Origin of the sequence: Rhodobacter viridis, from assembly GCF_003217355.1 — a bacterium.
In the GTDB taxonomy this organism is placed as follows: domain Bacteria; phylum Pseudomonadota; class Alphaproteobacteria; order Rhodobacterales; family Rhodobacteraceae; genus Rhodobacter; species Rhodobacter viridis.
Genome location: NZ_QJTK01000005.1, coordinates 21285 through 40747, shown reverse-complemented (window position 1 = coordinate 40747; position 19463 = coordinate 21285). Strand labels below are relative to the sequence as shown.

Genomic DNA, 19463 nt, shown 5'->3' with positions numbered 1-19463 from the left:
GGCGCGATGACAGTTTGGCCTCAGCCTTGCAACCTGTCCAGCACTTCGGCAGCCATCGCACGGGTAATTGCGCGTCCCTCGGCCAAAGCCCTTGCGTCGAGCGCCGCAACGACGCTCCGCGCCATGCCGAGCGAGCGCTCCATGCGCAGAACCAGCCAGTCGATCAGGCTGTGCGGCACGGTCAGTTGCCGGTCGGCGAACAGCTTCACCAGCACGGCGGCCAGAAGCGCCTCGTCGGGCGGCGCGATGCGCACCGATTGCGTGGCGTCGAGACGGCTTTTCAGATCGGGCAGCCGGATGCCCCAGTCGCGCGGCGGGCAGGGGGCGGTCATCAGGCAGCGCCCGCCCTCGGCCGCGGTGAGGTTCAGCAGATGAAAGAGCGCCTGTTCCGCCGCAGCGTGACCGGCCAGATGCTGCGCATCCTCGATCACCACGGCGCCCGCGGCGGCGAGCACCGCCACGGTCTCGGGCGTCAGGTCGGCGGCGGTGCGCAGCGCCGCGCCGCGCTCGGCGGCCCAGATCGCGGCCAGATGGCTTTTCCCAGCGCCCTCGGGGCCCAGCAGCAGCATCCGCCCCTGCGGCCAGTTTTCCGGCGCATCGAGCAGGCTCAGCGCCAGCGCATTGGCGGGGGCGACGAAGAAATCCTCGCGTCCCTCGGCGACACGCACCGGCAAGGGCAGGGTCAGCTGGCGGGACATGTCAGGCCTTGTCCTCGGTCGCGTCCGAGAGCGTCGTCGGCGCCTCGTCCAGCCCGGCAAGGCCCCGGTAAAGCCGCCCCAGCCGGTAATGTTCGATCGCGAAGCGGATCAGCACCCCGATCATCGCCGAGACCGGCACCGCGACCAGCATGCCGACAAAGCCGAAAAGCGTGCCGAAGGCCGACAGGGCGAAGATCAGCCACAGCGGATGCAGACCGACCGAATTGCCGACAAGGCGGGGGGTGATGACGTTGCCTTCGAGGAACTGGCCGATGGCGAAGATCCCGGCGACGATGCCGATCGACATCCAGTCGCCCCAGAACTGAAACAGCGCCAGCCCGATCGCCAGCACGCCGCCGACAAGGGCGCCGACGTAAGGAATGAAGGTCAGCGCCCCGGCAATGGCGCCCGCGAGCAGGCCAAAGCTCAGCCCCGCCGCCATCAGCCCCGCGGCGTAAAAGGCGCCCAGGATCAGACAGACAGAGACCTGCCCGCGCACGAACCCCGACAGCACCCGGTCGATGTCGACGCCCAGACGCCGGATCGTCGGCGCGTGATCGAGCGGCAGAAGCCCGTCGATCTGCGCCACCATCCGGTCCCAGTCGAGCAGCATGTAGAAGGTCACGACCGGCACGACGACGATGAAGACGACCGCATTCACCAGCGTCATCGCCGAGGACAACAGCCCCTGCGCCAGCTCTCCGCCCCGGGCCTTGATCGCATTGCCAAGGCTCGCGAGCGAGTCGTTGATCACCGAGCCATGCTCCATGATCGAGGGGAAGGTGGTGACAAGGAAGCTTTGCAGCCGGGCGGCGATCGCCGGGGCGGTCTCGACCAGACCGATCAGCTGGCGCACCAGCAGCGGCGCGATGGCGAGCGCCAGAACGACGAGCGCCAGCGTCGCGATCAGCGCGATGGTCGTGGTGGCAAGCGTGCGCGACAGGCCCGCGCGCTCCAGCCGGTCGGCGAGCGGATCAAGGAAATAGGCGATGGCGCCGCCGACGAGGAAGGGCAGCAGCACGTCGCCCAGTTTCCACAGCACCAGAACAAGCACCGCGGCCGCGATGCCCCAGATGGTGATTTGGCTGCGAACCGGCAGGGCCATGCGCCTCTCCTTGCGATTACCGGCGCAAAATCGGGGTTTTGTGCTGCGGTTGCAAGTGCCGATGGCGTGAAACGGCGCCGGATCGGCGGCCGACGTCGGGAGCGCCCCGGCGCTTCAGGCGCCGACGTCAGGGGCGATGGTCATTTCGGCCGTGCCGGGGCCGGGATAGCGGAAGGCGATGCGCAGCAGCGGCGGGGGTGACATGCGTTCGAGTTTGCGGAATTTCACCGCAAAGCCGAGGTTTTCCAGATGCGCCATCATTTCGGCGCCGTGTTCGGGCGTGCCGCCGATCTGGCGCAGCTCGATGATGCGAATGCCGCGCAGGTGGTGGCGCAGCAAGGCATGGTCACTTTCGATCAGGAAGGGCGCGTTGGTCATCATGGCTGCAGCATGGCAAGGCTTTGCCCTGACGCCAAATGAAATTTTCCGCTCAAGCCGCGGAAGGGGCGGATTTCGCCGATCACTCTTCGCCCAGATCGAGCCAGACCGCCCCGTCGCGCCAGCCGCCGCGGATCAGATGGCCCGGCGTCGCGATTTCGGGGTGGGGCGCGGCCCAGTCGCGAAAGCGGTCATTCGTCACGATCCGGGCGCCGCGGTCCCGCGCCACGGCCAGAAGCACCGGATCGGCTTGCTGGCCCTTCGACACCACCAGCACCTGGGCTTCGGGCAGGCCCAGCGCCCGCGCCAGATGGCGGTCGTCGCGATAGCGCCCCTCGAGCTTGTAGCCCGCATTGGCATCGAAGACGACGCCGGGAGTGAAGCCCGCCTTCTTGGTCAGGGTCACGACCGCGCGCACCGGCTCGAGGCTCGGGCTGTTGTCGCGCCAGTGCATGACGTTCGATCCGTCGATCAGGATGTGCGGGCGTCGGCGGCGCAACAGCACGACCAGCGTGATCACAAGAAGGACGGGGATCAGGGCAAGCAAATAGATCATGAAAACGCTCGAAAGACGGCAGTATCGGCGCCGCGATCGAAAGCGATTGATGGCGCAGGGTCAAGGTCGCGCTGGGCTTGTCGGCAAAAGGCCGCAGACTTCTTTGCCCGGCGGAGCCAATCATCTGCGCGTGCCGACACCTCCTGTCACATCTTGTCAGGATCCGTGCTAGGCTCTGACCATGTCCCGTTCCGAACGCCTTTTCGATCTGCTCGACGTGCTGCGTCGCCATCGCTTTCCGGTCAGCGGGCAGGCGCTGGCGGACGAGCTGGGCATCAGCCTGCGCACGCTTTATCGCGACATTGCCAGCCTGCAGGCGATGGGTGCCGATGTCGCGGGCGAGCCGGGTGTGGGTTATGTGCTGCGGCCGGGGTTCCTGCTGCCACTCTTGTCCTTTCCCGCCGAGGAGATCGAGGCGCTGGTGCTGGGCGCGCGCTGGGTGGCCAAGCGCGGCGACGAGAGCCTGCGCCAGCAGGCCGAAAGCGCTTTGGCCCGGATCGCGGCGGCGTTTCCGGCCGAGATGCGGGCGGCGATGGAGGCGGCACCGCTGCTTGTTGGTCCCGGCGCGGCGCTCTCGGCCCCGGCGGTCGATCCGGTTCTGCTGCGCAAGGCGATCCGGACCGAGCACAAGCTGGCCATCACCTATCGCGACGGGGCCGACCGCACGAGCACGCGGGTGATCTGGCCCTTTGCCTATGCGTTTTTCGATCAGGTCCGCCTGCTGGTCGGCTGGTGCGAATGGCGTGCCGATTTTCGCAGCTTCCGGGCCGACCGGATCGAAAGCGCCGAGCTGCTCGACGCGCGGGCTCCGAAACGGCGGCAAGTGCTTCTGGCAGAATGGCGCAAGCGGCAGGGCCTGCCACCCGGCGCATGATGCTGACAGAAACTGACAGTAGTGACTCGTAAGACAGTCCGGCAACCCCGTTCCACAGGAGCCGAACATGTCCAACATCCTGCTGTTCTACGTCGCCGATCCGGCCGCAAGTGTCGCTTTTTACAGCCGCCTTCTGGGCCGCCCGCCGGTCGAGCAAAGTCCGACCTTTGCGCTGTTCGTGCTCGACTCCGGCCTCGCGCTGGGCCTGTGGCGCAAGGACGGGGTGCAGCCCCGGCCCGAGCACGCGCCCGGGGCCTGCGATCTGGGCTTCAAGGTCGCGCCGGAGCAGGTGGCGCAGACCCATGCCGACTGGCTGGCGAGGGGCGTGACGATGCTGATGCCGCCGACCGATCTCGACTTCGGCACCAGCTTCGTTGCGGTCGATCCCGACGGGCACCGGCTGCGCGTCTATGCGCTGGCCGAGGCGCCGGAGGTCTGACCCGGCTCAGGACGCCCGGCTGTAAACCACCCCGCGCGCGAGCCAGCAGCCAAGCGTCAGCCCGTGCACCGCACCGGTGGCGTCGCGGGTGACGACAAGCGTCCAGTCGCCCGGCGCGGGCGCATCCATAGAGCGGCGCGTGGCCACCGTCCAGACATCGCGTCCGGCGGGGGCCATGCGCTCCATCCGGCCCGCGCCCAGCATCCCCTCGAACCGGGCGAAAGCGGCGCCGTCGCGGGCCTCGATCACCAGATCGGCCTCGAGTTCCGCCGAGCTGTAGCGCCCGGCGATCTCGGCCGCATCGGCGCTGTCGAGCGCGGGAAGCGCCACTAGCGCGGGGGCGGTGTTGTCCTTGCTGCGCGTCATCCGCAGCCCCTCGGCCGTCCGGGCAAGCACCACGCCCGAGCCGCAAAGCGTGCCGTCGGCGGCCAGAGTGACCGTCTCGCCCCCGGTTGCATAGCGCAGGCTGGCGCTGCGCCGCCCGCTTTCGATCTGCACAATCAGCCCGTCATCGGCGAGCCATTGGCCGTCCCAGCCCTCGGGGAGGGGCGCGGGGGCGGGGGTCTTGTGGCCGAGCGCCGCCTCGATCAGGCTTTGCGCCGCGCCAAAGGTGTCGCCCTCGTGGTTGAAGATCACCACGACCGAGAGCCGGGCGTCGCGCGCATTCAGCCGCTGCGCCCGGAAGCCGCGCAGGGCGCCCGCATGGCCGGTGAAGCGCTGCCCGGCGATATCGTGCTGTGCAAGGCCGAAGCCGTAAGCGGCGGGCGTCCCGTCGGAAAAATGCGGCTGTGCCGAGATGCGGCGGTAGAGGCTGGTCTCGTCCTCGCGGGTTGCGTCGATCCAGCGCTCGTAGGCCAGCATGTCGTCGAGCGAGGCGGAGATCCCCGCATCGCCGATCCAGTAAATCCCGTTGTCGGCCGGAAAGAAGCCCGTCGCATCCGAGCCCTCGTAGCCGATCACCCCGTCTTCGGGGGCGCGGGTGTCGGCGGTCAGCACGGCGGTGGTCATGCCCGCCGGACCCCAGATGTGCTTGCGGTAGAGATCGGGCAGGGCGGCGCCGGTTTCGGCCTCGATCAGCTCCGACACGATCCGGTAGTTGCAGTTGCAATAGGAATAGGCGGTGCCGGGCGGGAAATGCCCGGTCTTCATCCGCGCGATCAGCGGCAGGGCATCGCCGCGCGTGAAAGTCTGCTCGGCCTTTGCACCCTGCAGCACCGTCAGCGCCCAGTAGTCGCGCAGGCCCGACTGGTTGTCGCAGAGTTGCCGGACCGTCGGCAGAGGCCCGGTGAATTTCGGCAGGAAGGCCGCGACTTTCGCATCGAGACGGGCCAGATCCTCCACCTCGGCCAGCAGCACCTGACAGGTGAACTGCTTCGAGATCGAGCAGATCGGCAGCCGGGTCCTGGCCGTCATCGGCTGGGCGGTGTCGAGATCGGCATAGCCCCAGGCCCGGGTGGCGATCACCACGCCATCCTTGAGAACGCCTGCAACCCCACCGGGGCCGGGATGGCGTTTGGGCAGCGCATCAAGCGCCGTTTCCAGCGCAGAAAGGTCGATCTGGGTCATGGCATGTCCTGCGGCGAAGGGAAGGGCGGCGGCCGTGACCGGCCGCCGCAAAGGGCTCAATAGGTCTTCTTCGTCTCTTCGAGATAGAACCGGCCAAGCGGGTTCTGGCCGAAATTCTCGATCCCCTTGCGGGTGACGCTCAGATAGGGGCTGTAGTAGAGGTCGATCCAGTGCACGTCGGCCTTGGCGGTTTTCTGGATCTCCGCGTAAAGCGCCTCGCGCTTGGTCGGGTCCATCTCCAGCCGCGTCTCGGCCACGAGGGTCTTCACCGTCTCGTTCTGGTAGCGCGTCATGTAGTTCTGGTTCACGTCATGGCCCAGAACGAAGGTGGTCTTCTGATCGGGGTCGAGGATGTCGTTCGTCCAGTACATCACCGAGAGATCATATTCGCCGTTCACCAGCATGTCCCAGGTCTGGCTCGGGTCCATCTTCTGCAGGTTCAGCGTGACACCGACCGCGCCAAGCTGCTGTTGCAGCAGGACGGCGATCTGCTCGTCGACCTCGTTGCCGGCGTTGACGACATAATTCAGGGTGATCGGCCCGACACCCGCCTCGGTCAGCAGCTCCTTGGCCTTCGCCGGATCGAAGCCACGCGCGCCATTCGCGTCACTATGATACAGCGCGCCTTTCGGGATGTAGGAATTCGCCACCTCGCCGATGCCGAAGGTCACGGTGTCGACGATCGCCTGCTTGTCTACGGCATAATCCAGCGCCTGACGCACCTTCACATTGTCAAGCGGTGCATGCTGCTGGTTCATCAGCAGGTGATCTTCGCGCGTCGAGGGATCGACGATCACGTTCAGCTTCGCATCCTTCTTCAGCTCTTCGACGCGCGAGAAGGGCACATAGATCGCCGCATCGAGTTCGCCCGCCTGCACCGCCAGCATCCGGGTGTTGTCATCGGGCACGGAAATCCATTCCACGCCGTCCAGGCTGACATCGGTCGCATCCCAGTAATTCGGGTTCTTCTTCAGGATCACCCGATCACCGCGCCGCCATTCATCCACCATGAAGGCGCCCGAGCCGACGGGCTTTTCGGCGAAGGCTTCCTCGCCCATGCTTTCCATCGCCGCCTTCGAGATGATCGAGGCCCCGGGCATGGCGAGCGTCGACAGGAACGGCGCCGAGGGACCGTTGAGCGTGATCACCAGCGTCTTCGCGTCGGGGGTCTGGATATCCTTGATGATCTTGTAGCTGTCCGACCAGAGCGACAGCTCGCTGTCGCGGATGCGGGTCAGCGAATAGGCGGCGTCCTCGGCGGTGACCGCCGTGCCGTCCGAGAATTTCGCGTCGCGCAGATGGAAAGTATAGCTCAGCGCATCGGGCGAGACCTCCCAGCTTTCGGCAAGACCCGGCAGCAGGTTCTGGCCCGCCTTGTCCACCCGCACGAGCACGTCGAAGACGTTCGAGAACACCCAGAAATCGATGTTCTGCGCCGTGGCGATCGGGTCGAAGGTGGTCGAATCCTCGCGTCGGCCGATCGACAGCACGCCCTGCGCCTCGGCCACCGAGACAAGCGCCGTCGTCATCGCAAGGCCCAGCATGGCCGCGCGGGTTAGCTTTCTGATCATGTCGCACTCTCCTGTTGCAAGGTTGTCTGGCCGCCGTTCAACGGTCGGTCCGGGTCTATGTCGGGGACGGCGGCGATCAGCGCCGCGGTATAGGCCTGTTCGGGCCGCGCGAAGATCCGCGCCGAGGGGCCTTCCTCGACGATGGCGCCGTGATGCATGACGACGACGCGCTCGCACAGCGTCCGCACGATCGCCAGATCATGCGCGATGAAGATCAGCGTCAGCCCGGTGCGCGCGATCAGATCGCGGAAAAGCGCCACGATCTGCGCCTGAATCGTCACGTCGAGCGCGGCCACGCATTCATCGGCGATGATCACCCGCGGATTGACGGCGAGCGCCCGCGCGATGCCCGCGCGCTGGCATTGGCCCCCCGACATCGAGCGCGGGCGGCGGGTGGCATAGCTGCGCTCGAGCCCGACCATGTCGAGCAACTCGCCGATCCGGGTCTCGATCTCGGCCGCCGGGGTTTCGCCCTGCGTGCGCAGCACCTCGGCCAGCGTCTCGCCGATCGTCAGGCGCGGATTGAGCGCGTTGAACGGGTCTTGGAACACCATCGCCGCGCCGTGGTGCAGATGTTTCAGCGTCGCTTTCGGATCGCGGGTGAGCACATGGCCCTCGAAGCTGACCTGGCCCGAGGTGATGCGGGTCAGGCCCAGGATCGCGCGGGCGAGCGTGCTTTTGCCCGAGCCGCTTTCGCCGACAATCCCCACCGTCTCGCCCGGCCAGACCCGCAGCGACACGCCCTTGAGCGCCTGAAACTCGCGTTTCGGGGTCAGAAAACCGCCGCCCGCGGGGAAATGCACGCGCAGATCGTCGATCTCGAAGATCGGCTTGCGGTCATGCGGATGCGGCGCGGGTTCGTCGCCCGCGTGCGTCATCGTCGGATGCGAGTCGATCAGCTGCCTTGTGTAGGGATGGCGCGGATCAGCCAGAAGCGCGCGCTTTTCGCCCTCTTCGACGATCCGGCCCGCGCGCATGACGGCGATGCGGTCGCAGCTTTGCGCAACGACGCCCAGATCGTGGGTGATCAGGATGATCGAGAGCCCGCGCCGGTCGCGCAGCTCGATCAAGAGCCGCAGGATCTGCGCCTGAATCGTCACGTCGAGTGCGGTCGTCGGTTCGTCGGCGATCAGGATTTCGGGATCGCAAGCCAAAGCCACCGCGATCATCGCGCGTTGCCGCATCCCGCCCGAAAATTCATGCGCATAGCTGCCATAGGCGCGGCCCGGATCGGGAAAGCCCACCTGCCGCAACAGCCCGATCGCCTCGGCCTTCGCCGCCACGGCCGACAGGCGCTTGTGATGGCGCAGCCCCTCGGCGATCTGCTTGCCGATCGTCATCACCGGATCCAGATGGCTCGTCGGGTTCTGAAAGATCATGCCGATGCGGCGCCCGCGCAGCCCGGCCATGTCGGTGTCGTGGATCGCCACGCCGTCAAGCGTCACTGTACCCGCGGTCATCGTCAGGCTGCGCGAGGGCATCAGCCCGATCACGGTGCGGCAGAGCAGGCTTTTGCCCGAACCGGATTCCCCCACCAGCCCAAGGATTTCGCCCCGCTGCAGATCAAGGCTGATGTCTTGCAGCAGCTCGCGCTCTTCCCCGGCATCGCGATAGACGACCGAGAGGCCGCGGATTTCCAGTTGCGCGCTCATTCATGCACCCCGAGCAGATCGGCGAGCGCATCGCCCGTCAGCGAAAAGCCGAAGGCCAGCGTCACGATCGCAAGGCCGGGGAACAGCGTGATCCACCAGGCCTGGGTGATGAAGCCCTGCGCCTCGGCGACCATCACGCCCCACTCGGCCAAGGGCGGTTGCACGCCAAGGCCCAGATAGCTGATCGCCGCGCCGTTCAAGAGCACCAGCACCGCATCTGACATGACGAAGACAAGCGAGCCCGCCAGCGCATTCGGCAGCAGGTGGCGAAACATGATCCGCGCCCGCGAAAAGCCGAGCGATTGCGCCGCGACGGCGAAATCCTGCGTTTTCAGCACAAGGATCTGCGCCCGGATCAGCCGCGCGTAGCTGACCCAGCCGACGAGCGCCATCGCGATGTAGAAACTGCCAAGCCCCGGCCCGAGGATGGTGATGATCGAGAGCATCAGCACCAGAAAGGGGAAGGCCAACACGACATCGATGATCCGCATGAAAAGCGCATCGACCCAGCCGCCGAAGAAGCCCGCGACGGTGCCGACGCCGGTGCCGATCAGGAAGGGAAAGACGACGCCGATCACCGCGATCTGCAGGTCGATCCGCGCCCCCCAGATCACCCGTGCCAGCACGTCGCGACCGAAATTGTCGGTGCCCATCGGATGCGCCAGCGAGGGGGGCAAGAGCTTCGCCGTCGTGTCCTGAAAGATCGGATCTGAGGGCGCGACCCAGGGCGCGAGCAGGGCAAGCAGCACGAAGCTGGCGAGGATCGCGAGACCCGCGACCAGCATGGTGCGGCGGCGCAGGAAGGCACGCCAGCGCGGCGCGCGACGGGACAGGGCAGGGGCCGTCACAGCTTGATCCTCGGGTCGAGGGCCACGGTGATGATATCGGCGGCAAAGTTGATCAGCACGGTCGCCACGGCAAAGGTCAGCGCGACGCCCTGCACCACCATGTAATCGCGGCTGAAAATGCCGCGCACCATCAGCTGGCCAAGCCCCGGTACGGCAAAGACGCTCTCGACGACGACGGTGCCGCCGATCAGCCAGCCGATGTTGACCGCGAGCAGGTTCACCGTCGGCACCAGCGCATTCGGCACCACATGGCGCCAGAAGACGGTGTTTTCCGGCATCCCGCGCGCCCGTGCGGCGGTGGCCACATCCGAGGACAGCCCCGCGATCATCCCCGCCCGCAGCGAGCGCGTCAGCACCGCCGACAGCGACAGCGCAATCGTCAGCCCCGGCAGGATCAGGTGTTGCAGCTTGTCCACCGGGGTCTCGCCGTAGCCCGAGACCGGCAGCCAGTCGAGCCGGATCGAAAACAGCAAGATCAGCATCGCGCCCAGCCAGAATGAGGGAAAACCGATCCCGGCGGTCGAAACCAGTCGCACGCCATGATCGGCCAATCCGCCCTGACGCCGGGCCGAGAGCGCGGCAAAGGGCACCGCGATCAGCAGCGCCAGAACCACGCCCATCACCACCAGCGCCAGCGTCGGCTCGATCCGCGTCGCGATCAGCCGCAGCACATCGATCTTGTAAAGCGTCGATTTTCCCATCTCGCCCGCGGCGAGGTTCTTGAGAAAATAGAGATATTGCATCCACATCGGGTCATCGAGACCGTATTGGGCACGGATCTTCGCAATCGCCGTCGGTGTCGCCCGCGTGCCGAGCAGGATCCGTGCCGGATCCCCCGGGATCAGCCGCACCAGAACGAAGGTGATGATCGAAATGCCGAACAGGACGGGGATGAACTGCAGCGGGCGGAACAGGATGAAGCGGTAGCGGTGCATTCGGGCCTTCGGGTCTTGGCGGGCCCGGAAGGCCTCACCGGATCAGATTGCTCTGCCCGGGAAGGGAAACTCTGTTCAGAAACACCGCGAACATGTCGTTTTCGGTAACAATCTGACTTTTCATGGGCATGGCCGCCATGCGCCCAGGTCATGTGTCCCCCGGGGCGGCACGCGGATCGGCTGTCGGACCGCCCCGGAAAACGCGGCGCGATCCCGCGGCCGCGGGGGCGGGCGTGCAGGATCACTCGGCCGGTTCGGGCACGCGAAGCTGCGTCACGTCACAGGGATATTCGGCGTCCCCGATCCAGAATTGCGCCGTGCCTTCCCATTGCGTGTTCACCCGCAAAAGCGCGGTGAAGCTGTTCAGATGGGCGCTCGGCTGACCGCCGCGGCTTTCTTCCACGACCCGGCCATGCACCACCACGACGCGTTTTTCCGGGTCCTTGTTGAGGTCATGATACCCGCCATTCACCGCGCCATTGAACTGCTGCGGGAATTGTGTCCCTTCCAGCCGGGTGCCTGTGACATTCCCAGAGACTTCCAGATCGACGGTATCGACGCCCAAGCGAAGTTGGGCAGAGGCACCCCCGACGAAGTGATCCTTTCGCAGTTGCAGCGTGACGAGATAGAGACATTGCGACATGGGTTCGACCTTTCCTGAACGGTTCGGTATGAAGCTATCGACGTCTTCCCGATTGACAGGAGCCGCCCGGGAACAAATTGCAACCTATGGATGATTGGAATGCAACCATAGGGCGAATCGGCCAGCCCTGCCAGCCGGATTTTCGACCCTGCCTGCGCGCCCGGCCCATCTTGCCCCGAGACCGCGTTTCCTCTACCCAATTGCGCAACGAAAACCCCTGTCCCGAGGCTTGTCCATGCGCCTGTCCCGCTACTTCCTCCCCGTTCTCAAGGAAAACCCCGCCGAGGCGCAGATCGTCTCGCACCGGCTCATGCTGCGCGCGGGCATGATCAAGCAGCAGGCGGCCGGGATCTATTCGTGGCTGCCGCTCGGCTTCAAGGTGCTCAAGCGCATCGAACAGATCGTGCATGAAGAGCAGATCCGCGCCGGTCACATCCCGCTGCTGATGCCGACGCTGCAGCCGGCCGATCTGTGGCGCGAAAGCGGCCGCTATGACGACTACGGTCAGGAAATGCTGCGCATCAAGGACCGGCACGACCGCGACATGCTCTACGGTCCGACGAACGAGGAGATGATCACCGACATCTTCCGCGCCCATGTCTCGTCTTACAAGGACCTGCCGCTGACGCTTTACCACATCCAGTGGAAGTTCCGCGACGAGGTCCGCCCGCGTTTCGGCGTCATGCGCGGCCGCGAATTCTACATGAAGGACGGCTACAACTTCGACCTGACCAAGGAAGACGCGCTGCACGCCTACAACCGCCACATGGTCAGCTACCTGCGCACCTACGAGCGCATGGGCCTGACGGCGATCCCGATGCGCGCGGCCTCGGGCCCGATCGGCGGCGACAACACGCATGAATTCCTCGTGCTGGCGCAGACCGGCGAAAGCGAAGTCTTCTACGACGCCAAGGTGCCGGAGCTGAAACTGGGCAAGCGCGATGTCGATTACGACGACCGCGCGCAGGTGGCCTCGATCTGCGAGGAATTCACCACGCTTTACGCCCGCACCGACGAAACCCATGACGAGTCGGTGTTCAACCAGATCCCGGAAGAGCGCCGCTGCGTCGGCCGTGGCATCGAAGTCGGGCAGATCTTCTACTTCGGCACGAAGTATTCCGAGTCGATGGGCGCCACCGTCGTCACCCCCGACGGCACCCGCGTCCCGGTCGAGATGGGCTCGCACGGCATCGGCGTCTCGCGCCTTCTGGGCGCGCTGATCGAGGCGAACCATGACGACAAGGGCATCATCTGGCCGGAAGGCGTCACGCCCTTCCATGTCGGCATCGTGAACCTGAAACAGGGCGATGCGGGCACTGACGCGGCCTGCACCGGGCTTTACAAGGCGCTGGTGGCGAAGGGGCTCGACCCGCTTTACGACGACCGCGACGAGCGGGCCGGGGCGAAATTCGCCACGATGGATCTGATCGGCCTGCCGTGGCGGATCACCGTCGGCCCGCGCGGTCTGGCCAATGGCGTGGTCGAGCTGACCTCGCGCCGGACCGGCGAAAGCGAGGAAATGTCGGCCGAGGCCGCGGTCGATCGCATCGTGCAGATCTACGCCGGGTTGTGAGCCCGTCCGGGCGCCGAACCGGTTGAAAAGAAGGCCCGCGCCGCAAGGACGCGGGCCTTTTCATCACGGCCAAGGCACAAGGTCTTGAGCGAACGTGTTTCGATGTTCCCGGTCAAAATATTGAACTTGCTCGGAAAAAGGCAAATCTTGCGGGCATGACGCATCTTGACTGAAGGAATAGTAAGATGAAAAAGCTCAGTGTTGCGATCGCCGCGATGGCGAGCCTTGCTGCCCCCGCCTTTGCCGGTGGCCTGACGCCCCCGGTGGTCGAAAGCGAGCCCGTCGCCGCGGTTCCCGCGCCCGCGCCGGTGCAATCCTGGGAGGGCTTCTACGCCGGTGTGACCGGCGGCTCGTCCACCAGCGGTGGCGCCAACTACAAGACCCCCGGCTCGGCCGATACCGGCTTTGACATCGGCCGCGGCAGCTATGGGGTCTTTGGCGGCTACAACCTGCAAAATGGCGCGCTCGTCTACGGTGGCGAGATCGCGGCGCAGGCGACCGACTTCAATCTGGATGGCGCGCCGGGCAAGTTCGACAACATGATCGACCTGAAGGCCCGCGCCGGGATGGCCTATGGCAAGGCGCTGCCCTATGCCTTCGTCGGCTATTCGCGCGGCGACTGGAAGAACGGCGACGGCCAGACCAACGGCGCGGCCGATGGCGTGAACTACGGTCTGGGCGTCGATTACGCGGTGAATGACAAATGGACGGTCGGTGCGGAACTGATCCGCCGCGACCTCAGCACCGATTTCGACGGCTCGACGAGCAGCGTCGACACCAACTTCAACACCGTGCAGCTGCGCGCGGGCTTCCGGTTCTGAGCCGGACCGCGTGTGAACAATCGGGAAGGGGGGCTCTGCCCCCCGTCCTCTCGGGACTCCCCCCGAGATATTTGTGGCAAGATAAATCCTGATCCCTTTTATCTTGCTCCAAATATCTCGGGGGGTGAATTGGCCGAAGGCCAAGAGGGGGGCAGAGCCCCCCTTTCTGCTGCCCGCAGCGCGGCGTGGTTGACAGTCCTGCCGCCGCGTCGCATAGACCGGTCATCATAACCCGCAACCGGGCGCTTTGTAGCCGCCAAACCGACGAGGAGGACACATGTCCCAGATCTCTCTCCACTTTCCCGATGGCGCGAAGCGCGAGTACCCTGCAGGGGTGACGGCGGCCGAGGTGGCAGCCTCGATCTCGCCCTCGCTGGCCAAGGCCGCGATCTCGGCGCAACTCGATGGCGCGCATTGGGACCTCGCCTGGCCGATCACGCAGGACGCCCGGATTTCCATCAACACGATGAAGGACCCGGTTCCGGCGCTGGAGCTGATCCGGCACGATCTGGCCCATATCATGGCCCGCGCCGTGCAGGAGCTGTGGCCCGATGTGAAGGTCACCATCGGCCCGGTGCGCGATGCCGGCTGGTTCTATGACTTCGACCGCGCCGAGCCCTTCACGCCCGAAGATCTGGGCGCGATCGAAGCGCGGATGAAGCAGATCATCAACGCCCGCGAGCCGGTGAAGACCGAGGTCTGGTCGCGCGCCGATGCCATCGCGCATTACGAAAAGACCGGCGAACCCTACAAGGTCGAACTGGTGAATCGCATCCCCGAAGGCGAAAACATCCGCATGTACTGGCACGGCGGCTGGCAGGATCTTTGCCGCGGCCCGCACCTGCAGCATACGGGGCAGGTGCCCGCGGACGCCTTCAAGCTGACCCATGTCGCGGGCGCCTATTGGCTGGGCGACAGCACGCGCCCGATGCTGCAGCGCATCTACGGCATCGCCTTCCGCTCGCGCGATGATCTCAAGGCCCACCTGACCATGCTCGAAGAGGCCGCCAAACGCGACCACCGCAAGCTCGGCCGCGAGATGGACCTCTATCACATGCAGGAGGAAGCGCCGGGGCAGGTGTTCTGGCATCCGAACGGCTGGACGATCTACACCACGCTGCAGGACTTCATGCGCCGCCGCCAGCGCGCCGATGGCTATGTCGAGGTGAACACGCCGCAGGTGGTTAACCGCAAGCTCTGGGAGGCCTCGGGGCACTGGGAAAACTACCGCGAGAACATGTTCATCGTCGAAGTCGACGAAGAGGGCGCGCGGGAAAAGGTGATCAACGCGCTGAAGCCGATGAACTGCCCCTGCCACGTGCAGATCTTCAACGTCGGGCTGAAGTCCTACCGCGATCTGCCGCTGCGCATGGCGGAATTCGGCTCCTGCGCGCGCTACGAGCCCTCGGGGGCGCTGCATGGCATCATGCGGGTGCGCGGTTTCACGCAAGACGACGCGCATATCTTCTGCATGGAAGATCAGATCGAAGCGGAAACGAAGAAATTCATCGAGTTCCTGTCCTCGGTTTACGCGGATCTCGGCTTCGACAAATGGCGCATCAAGCTCTCGACCCGGCCCGAAAAGCGGATCGGGACCGAGGAAAGCTGGGATCACGCCGAAGCCTCGCTGGCGAATGCCGTCACCGCGGCCGGGCATGAGTATGAGATTTTCCCCGGCGAGGGCGCCTTCTACGGGCCGAAGCTCGAATTCGTGCTGACCGATGCGATCGGCCGCGACTGGCAATGCGGCACGCTGCAGGTGGACCCGAACCTGCCCGAGCGGCTCGATGCGAATTACATCGGTCAGGATGGCGCCAAGCACCGCCCGGTGATGCTGCACCGCGCCTGTCTGGGGTCGTTCGAGCGTTTCATCGGCATCTTGATCGAATCGCATGCGGGCAAGCTGCCGCTGTGGCTGGCGCCGCGGCAGGTCGTTGTCGCCTCGATCACCTCGGAAGCCGATGATTACGTGGAAGAAGTCGCGGCCACGCTGATCGCGGCGGGGATTCGCGCCGAATGCGACACCCGCAACGAGAAGATCAACTACAAGGTCCGCGAGCACAGCCTGGGCAAGGTGCCCTACATCTTCGCCATCGGCGCGAAAGAGGTCGAGACGCGCACCGTGTCCGTCCGCCGTCTGGGCGATACCCGCACCGAAACCGTGGGGCTCGACGCCATCGTGGCCGCGCTGAAAGCCGAGGCGACGCCGCCCGATCTGCGCTGAAAACGCGTTGGAAACACCGGAACGCCACAGGGAAACCTGTGGCGTTCTTTGTTTTTCAAGACCTGCGCGCCTATGGCGCGGGGGCGGCGCTGGCGCGCGAATGTTCCGACTTTGTTCATGACTTCGAATCCCTCGCAACACTCTGAAACTATTCTATCTTCAACTTATGGATGCAAAAATGTCGCAGGCCTTGAAATCAGCACCTGCGGCGCTTTGGCCGTTGCTTTTTGGAATGTGTATGGCACGCTTCCCCTTGCGTGAACTTGGACTTTCCTACCGCTCCCTTTTGGGGCAGCCGGAAGACTTGGAAGACCTGGCTGCACGTTCTGGCGCAATGTCGCGTCGGGCCAATACGAGGAGAGAGATATGGCTACCGGAACCGTGAAATGGTTCAACACCACCAAGGGCTATGGCTTCATCGCCCCCGATGGGGGTGGCAAGGACGTGTTCGTCCACATCTCGGCGGTTGAACGCGCCGGGCTGAAGTCGCTCAGCGACAACCAGAAGATCAGCTTCGAACTGATCTCGGGGCGCGACGGCCGCTCGTCGGCGGGCGATCTGAAACTTCTCTGAACGACGCTCCTGCCGTCGAGAAGGCCCGCGGCGCCCACGCGGGCTTTTTTCTTGCGCCGTCCCCGGCGGCCGGCTCCGATGCCGGACAGGGCAAACGAAAAGCCCCGCCGCGCGGGCAGGGCTTGCAAGCGCAGGAAGAGCCCGATGCGGGCTCAGTCTTCGAGATCGCCGACGCTGAGGCCAAGCGAGGCCGAGAGCGCCACCAGCTCCAGCCGGTTCGGGATGTGATCGCGCGACTCGATCGCGGTGATGACGTCGGGCGCGACGCCCGAGGCGCGGGCCAGATCGGCCACACTCATCCGTGCCGCGCGGCGCCAAGCCATAAGCGGTGAAGCCCCCGCGCTGATCCACGCGAGTTGTGTCCAGAAGCTTTGCGACTGGGAGCGGATTTCCTCCCGCGGGATTTCTATCCGCGGCTTCGGAATTGCGGTCATGACGTCCTGCCTGTATCTCGCCTCTTCCCCACGGGAAAAGTAGCGCGAAAAGGCGCGCCGGCCTATAATCCAGAAGTTATAAGACGCGGCAACTTTGAGATTACTTGGACGCGTCAGTGGTAATAAAGAGTTATAATTGAGCCATTTGCACGGCGGCGTCCCAGCCGAGCGTGAGTCCGTTGCCCCGGATCACCGGGCGTTTCATCAGCGTCGGATGGGCCTGCAAAAGCGCCTCGATCGGGGCGGCGCGCTCGGCCTCGGAAAGCGCCCGCCAGGTGGTCGAGCTGCGGTTGATCAGCTTCTCGCCGAAGGCCGCGATGAACTCTGCGCGTTCGTCCGCGGTCAGCGGCTCCTTGCGGATGTCGCGCAGAACCGGGGCCTTGCCCGCCGCCGTCAGGGCCGCCAGCGCCTTCTGCACCGTGCCGCAGGTCTTGATCCCGTAAACGATCATCACGCCTCCACCAACTGCCCGTCCGTGAGCCGCAGAACCCGGTCCATCCGCGCCGCCAGCTCAAGGTTATGCGTCGCGATCAGCGCCGAAAGCCCGGTCGCGCGCACAAGTTCCATCAGCGCCGAGAACACCGTCTCCGAGGTCCCCGGATCAAGGTTGCCCGTCGGCTCGTCTGCCAGCAGCAGGGCAGGGGCATTGGCCAGCGCCCGGCAGAAGGCCACGCGCTGCTGCTCGCCCCCGGACAGCGCCGAGGGCCGGTGCCCGGCGCGCTCGGTCAGCCCGACCCGGGCCAGAAGATCGCGCGCCCGCGCCTCGGCCGCCTTGCGGCTCGTGCCATTGGCCAGCTGCGGCAAGGTGATGTTTTCCAGCGCGGTGAATTCGGGCAGCAGGTGGTGGAACTGATAGACGAAGCCAAGCGCCTCGCGCCGCGCCGCGGTGCGGGCGGCGTCCTTCGCCCCGGTCATGTCCTGCCCCTGCAGGATCACCCGCCCGGAATCGGGCGTATCAAGCAGCCCGGCAATGTGCAAAAGCGTCGATTTCCCGGCGCCCGAAGGCGCGACAAGGGCCACCACCTGCCCGCACGGAATTGTCAGATTCACCCCTTTCAGCACGGCAATCGCATTCGGCTTGCCGGGGTTATAGCTCTTTTCCAGCTGTTCCAGCTTCAGCACGTCATTCATAGCGCAGCGCCTCCACCGGGTTCAGCCGCGCCGCCCGGCGGGCCGGAAAGATCGTCACGACGAAGCTCAGGCCCAGCGCCAGACCCACCGCCTTGGCCACGTCCCAGGGGATCAGCTTGGCGGGCAGCTCGTAGATGCCGCGGATCGACGGGTCCCAGGCGCCACCGCCGCTGATCCAGTTCACCGCATCCATCACATGGCTGATGTTGAGCGCAAAGAGCACCCCAAGCCCGACGCCGAGCGCCGTGCCGATCGTGCCGGTGAAGGCCCCGCACAGGAAGAAGACCCGCATCACCGAGCCCTCGGTCAGCCCCATCGTGCGCAGGATGCCGATATCGCGGCCCTTGTTCTTCACCAGCATGATCAGCCCCGAGGTGATGTTCATCGTCGCGATCAGCACCAGCACCGACAGGATCACGAACATCACGTTGTCCTCCATCGTCAGCGCCCGCAGGAAAGACCCCGAGGCATCGCGCCAGCTCCAGAGCATCGTGCCCGCGCCCCCCGCCGCGATCAGATCGGGCGTCAGGTCGTCGACATGTTCGGGGTCTTTCACCATGACCTCGATCTCGTCGGCGCCGCCCTCGCGGTTGAAGAAGCTCTGCGCCTCGGCGAAGGGCATGTAGATGCGGGTGCGGTCGATGTCCCAGCGCCCGGCGGTGAAGATGTAGACGACGGTATAGGCATTCACCCGCGGCGAGACGCCGAAGGGCGTCTTCACGCCATTGGGCGAGATCAGCTTGACCGTATCGCCCGCCGCGACGCCCAGTTCGCGCGCGAGTTCCGAGCCCATGGCGATGCCTTGCCCGAAGCTGTCGATGTCGCCCTCGATCTGGTCGGAATGCGCGACGCGGGGGATGGTCATCAGGTTCTCGTAGGAGATCCCGTAGACCTCCGCGACGTTCGAGCGGTCGTTCATCGTCGCCATCACCTGACCGCGGATCAGCGGCGCGGCGCGGGTGACGCCGGGCACCTTCAGCAGCCGCGCGGCGCGGGCCTCGTAATCGGGCATCAGGCTGGAGAAGATGTCGGTATCGGGCGCCACTTCCATCGGCGCGGAATAGACCGTGACATGGGCGTTCGAGCCGAGGATCGTATCGACGAATTCGGCCCGAAACCCCGCGCGCACGGCGAGCGTGATGATCAGCGCCGCGACGCCGAGCATGATGCCGATCAGGCTGATCCAGGTCATCACGCTGACGCCGCCCTCGGCGCGACGCGCGCGCAGGTAGCGCCAGGCGATCAGAAATTCGAAGCCGGAAAACGGCGCGGTGCGAGTGGCCATGAAGCGCTCCCAAAGGTCGGCGCAAGCTGGCCTCTGGGCGGTCAAAGGTCAAGCCACGATGCATAAAGATGCCGCGAGGGCGGGCCAGTGGCTGCGGCGCTCCTCGCCGGAGGAAATCCCGCAGCTTTCATCTTGCCACAAATATCTCGGGGGGACT

At 65.6% G+C, this 19463-nt stretch carries 20 protein-coding genes; 6 read left to right on the top strand and 14 right to left on the bottom strand.

Annotated features, from left to right (window positions below):
• Positions 1-20: 20 nt before the first annotated feature.
• From C8J30_RS08470 to C8J30_RS08455, 4 genes are all read right to left on the bottom strand, one after another.
• Positions 21-698 (bottom strand): P-loop NTPase family protein, encoded by a 678-nt coding sequence (locus C8J30_RS08470; protein WP_110805419.1) that lies wholly within the window; start codon positions 696-698, stop codon positions 21-23.
• Between the two features lies 1 nt (position 699).
• Complete coding sequence (locus C8J30_RS08465; RefSeq protein ID WP_110805418.1) at positions 700-1803, bottom strand: AI-2E family transporter; 1104 nt, start codon at positions 1801-1803, stop codon at positions 700-702.
• A gap of 114 nt (positions 1804-1917) precedes the next feature.
• On the bottom strand, positions 1918-2181 hold the full coding sequence (locus C8J30_RS08460; protein ID WP_146227882.1) for a hypothetical protein: 264 nt from the start codon (positions 2179-2181) through the stop codon (positions 1918-1920).
• 82 nt (positions 2182-2263) lie between these two features.
• Positions 2264-2737 carry an NYN domain-containing protein gene (locus C8J30_RS08455; RefSeq protein WP_110805416.1) on the bottom strand — a complete coding sequence of 158 codons (474 nt, stop codon included), beginning with the start codon at positions 2735-2737 and terminating at the stop codon, positions 2264-2266.
• A gap of 181 nt (positions 2738-2918) precedes the next feature.
• Between C8J30_RS08455 and C8J30_RS08450 the strand changes: the two genes are divergently transcribed.
• Positions 2919-3611, top strand: coding sequence for a helix-turn-helix transcriptional regulator (locus C8J30_RS08450; protein WP_110805415.1), 693 nt, complete (start codon positions 2919-2921; stop codon positions 3609-3611).
• A gap of 67 nt (positions 3612-3678) precedes the next feature.
• Positions 3679-4050, top strand: coding sequence for a VOC family protein (locus C8J30_RS08445; protein ID WP_110805414.1), 372 nt, complete (start codon positions 3679-3681; stop codon positions 4048-4050).
• Positions 4051-4056: 6 nt separating this feature from the next.
• Here C8J30_RS08445 and C8J30_RS08440 read toward each other — a convergent pair whose 3' ends face one another.
• From C8J30_RS08440 to C8J30_RS08415, 6 genes are all read right to left on the bottom strand, one after another.
• Positions 4057-5616 (bottom strand): D-aminopeptidase, encoded by a 1560-nt coding sequence (locus C8J30_RS08440; protein WP_110805413.1) that lies wholly within the window; start codon positions 5614-5616, stop codon positions 4057-4059.
• 56 nt (positions 5617-5672) lie between these two features.
• Positions 5673-7187 carry an ABC transporter substrate-binding protein gene (locus tag C8J30_RS08435; protein WP_110805412.1) on the bottom strand — a complete coding sequence of 505 codons (1515 nt, stop codon included), beginning with the start codon at positions 7185-7187 and terminating at the stop codon, positions 5673-5675.
• Positions 7184-8839, bottom strand: coding sequence for a dipeptide ABC transporter ATP-binding protein (locus tag C8J30_RS08430; protein WP_110805411.1), 1656 nt, complete (start codon positions 8837-8839; stop codon positions 7184-7186). The genes C8J30_RS08435 and C8J30_RS08430 overlap by 4 nt, the downstream gene beginning before the upstream one ends.
• Positions 8836-9687, bottom strand: a complete 852-nt coding sequence (locus C8J30_RS08425; RefSeq protein WP_110805410.1) for an ABC transporter permease — start codon at positions 9685-9687, stop codon at positions 8836-8838. Before C8J30_RS08425 ends, C8J30_RS08430 begins: the two co-directional genes overlap by 4 nt.
• Positions 9684-10622: an ABC transporter permease gene (locus C8J30_RS08420; protein ID WP_110805409.1), complete on the bottom strand. Its 939-nt coding sequence runs from the start codon at positions 10620-10622 to the stop codon at positions 9684-9686. The genes C8J30_RS08425 and C8J30_RS08420 overlap by 4 nt, the downstream gene beginning before the upstream one ends.
• A 241-nt stretch (positions 10623-10863) precedes the next feature.
• Positions 10864-11265: a DUF1842 domain-containing protein gene (locus C8J30_RS08415; protein WP_110805408.1), complete on the bottom strand. Its 402-nt coding sequence runs from the start codon at positions 11263-11265 to the stop codon at positions 10864-10866.
• A 235-nt stretch (positions 11266-11500) separates the two neighbouring features.
• Here C8J30_RS08415 and proS point away from each other — a divergent pair, with 235 nt between their 5' ends.
• From proS to C8J30_RS08390, 4 genes are all read left to right on the top strand, one after another.
• Positions 11501-12838 carry a proline--tRNA ligase gene (gene proS / locus C8J30_RS08410; RefSeq protein ID WP_110805407.1) on the top strand — a complete coding sequence of 446 codons (1338 nt, stop codon included), beginning with the start codon at positions 11501-11503 and terminating at the stop codon, positions 12836-12838.
• A 185-nt stretch (positions 12839-13023) separates the two neighbouring features.
• A complete protein-coding gene (locus C8J30_RS08400) occupies positions 13024-13659 on the top strand; it encodes an outer membrane protein (protein ID WP_110805405.1) in 636 nt (211 codons plus the stop codon).
• 277 nt (positions 13660-13936) lie between these two features.
• Positions 13937-15883 carry a threonine--tRNA ligase gene (gene thrS, locus C8J30_RS08395; protein ID WP_110805404.1) on the top strand — a complete coding sequence of 649 codons (1947 nt, stop codon included), beginning with the start codon at positions 13937-13939 and terminating at the stop codon, positions 15881-15883.
• Positions 15884-16249: 366 nt separating this feature from the next.
• Entirely contained in the window at positions 16250-16456 is a 207-nt protein-coding gene (locus C8J30_RS08390; RefSeq protein ID WP_055212694.1) for a cold-shock protein, read from the top strand.
• 152 nt (positions 16457-16608) lie between these two features.
• On the opposite strand, the gene C8J30_RS08385 is transcribed toward C8J30_RS08390, so the two are convergent.
• The 4 genes from C8J30_RS08385 to C8J30_RS08370 form a co-directional block, all read right to left on the bottom strand.
• Positions 16609-16890 carry a helix-turn-helix domain-containing protein gene (locus tag C8J30_RS08385; protein ID WP_110805403.1) on the bottom strand — a complete coding sequence of 94 codons (282 nt, stop codon included), beginning with the start codon at positions 16888-16890 and terminating at the stop codon, positions 16609-16611.
• 130 nt (positions 16891-17020) lie between these two features.
• Positions 17021-17341: an arsenate reductase family protein gene (locus C8J30_RS08380; RefSeq protein ID WP_110805402.1), complete on the bottom strand. Its 321-nt coding sequence runs from the start codon at positions 17339-17341 to the stop codon at positions 17021-17023.
• Entirely contained in the window at positions 17341-18021 is a 681-nt protein-coding gene (locus tag C8J30_RS08375) for an ABC transporter ATP-binding protein (protein ID WP_110805401.1), read from the bottom strand. Before C8J30_RS08375 ends, C8J30_RS08380 begins: the two co-directional genes overlap by 1 nt.
• A complete protein-coding gene (locus C8J30_RS08370; RefSeq protein WP_110805400.1) occupies positions 18014-19306 on the bottom strand; it encodes a lipoprotein-releasing ABC transporter permease subunit in 1293 nt (430 codons plus the stop codon). The genes C8J30_RS08375 and C8J30_RS08370 overlap by 8 nt, the downstream gene beginning before the upstream one ends.
• Between the last annotated feature and the right edge of the window lie 157 nt (positions 19307-19463).

Excerpts from the sequence above, each read along its gene's own strand:
- C8J30_RS08445 (WP_110805414.1), top strand. The coding sequence starts at position 3,679 with ATGTCCAACATCCTGCTGTTCTACGTCGCCGATCCGGCCGCAAGTGTC.
- C8J30_RS08455 (WP_110805416.1), bottom strand. The coding sequence starts at position 2,737 with ATGATCTATTTGCTTGCCCTGATCCCCGTCCTTCTTGTGATCACGCTG.
- C8J30_RS08470 (WP_110805419.1), bottom strand. The coding sequence starts at position 698 with ATGTCCCGCCAGCTGACCCTGCCCTTGCCGGTGCGTGTCGCCGAGGGA.
- C8J30_RS08375 (WP_110805401.1), bottom strand. The coding sequence starts at position 18,021 with ATGAATGACGTGCTGAAGCTGGAACAGCTGGAAAAGAGCTATAACCCC.
- C8J30_RS08415 (WP_110805408.1), bottom strand. The coding sequence starts at position 11,265 with ATGTCGCAATGTCTCTATCTCGTCACGCTGCAACTGCGAAAGGATCAC.
- C8J30_RS08450 (WP_110805415.1), top strand. The coding sequence starts at position 2,919 with ATGTCCCGTTCCGAACGCCTTTTCGATCTGCTCGACGTGCTGCGTCGC.
- C8J30_RS08390 (WP_055212694.1), top strand. The coding sequence starts at position 16,250 with ATGGCTACCGGAACCGTGAAATGGTTCAACACCACCAAGGGCTATGGC.
- C8J30_RS08385 (WP_110805403.1), bottom strand. The coding sequence starts at position 16,890 with ATGACCGCAATTCCGAAGCCGCGGATAGAAATCCCGCGGGAGGAAATC.
- C8J30_RS08380 (WP_110805402.1), bottom strand. The coding sequence starts at position 17,341 with ATGATCGTTTACGGGATCAAGACCTGCGGCACGGTGCAGAAGGCGCTG.
- C8J30_RS08440 (WP_110805413.1), bottom strand. The coding sequence starts at position 5,616 with ATGACCCAGATCGACCTTTCTGCGCTGGAAACGGCGCTTGATGCGCTG.
- C8J30_RS08400 (WP_110805405.1), top strand. The coding sequence starts at position 13,024 with ATGAAAAAGCTCAGTGTTGCGATCGCCGCGATGGCGAGCCTTGCTGCC.
- C8J30_RS08435 (WP_110805412.1), bottom strand. The coding sequence starts at position 7,187 with ATGATCAGAAAGCTAACCCGCGCGGCCATGCTGGGCCTTGCGATGACG.
- C8J30_RS08430 (WP_110805411.1), bottom strand. The coding sequence starts at position 8,839 with ATGAGCGCGCAACTGGAAATCCGCGGCCTCTCGGTCGTCTATCGCGAT.
- proS (WP_110805407.1), top strand. The coding sequence starts at position 11,501 with ATGCGCCTGTCCCGCTACTTCCTCCCCGTTCTCAAGGAAAACCCCGCC.
- C8J30_RS08465 (WP_110805418.1), bottom strand. The coding sequence starts at position 1,803 with ATGGCCCTGCCGGTTCGCAGCCAAATCACCATCTGGGGCATCGCGGCC.
- C8J30_RS08460 (WP_146227882.1), bottom strand. The coding sequence starts at position 2,181 with ATGACCAACGCGCCCTTCCTGATCGAAAGTGACCATGCCTTGCTGCGC.
- thrS (WP_110805404.1), top strand. The coding sequence starts at position 13,937 with ATGTCCCAGATCTCTCTCCACTTTCCCGATGGCGCGAAGCGCGAGTAC.
- C8J30_RS08420 (WP_110805409.1), bottom strand. The coding sequence starts at position 10,622 with ATGCACCGCTACCGCTTCATCCTGTTCCGCCCGCTGCAGTTCATCCCC.
- C8J30_RS08370 (WP_110805400.1), bottom strand. The coding sequence starts at position 19,306 with ATGGCCACTCGCACCGCGCCGTTTTCCGGCTTCGAATTTCTGATCGCC.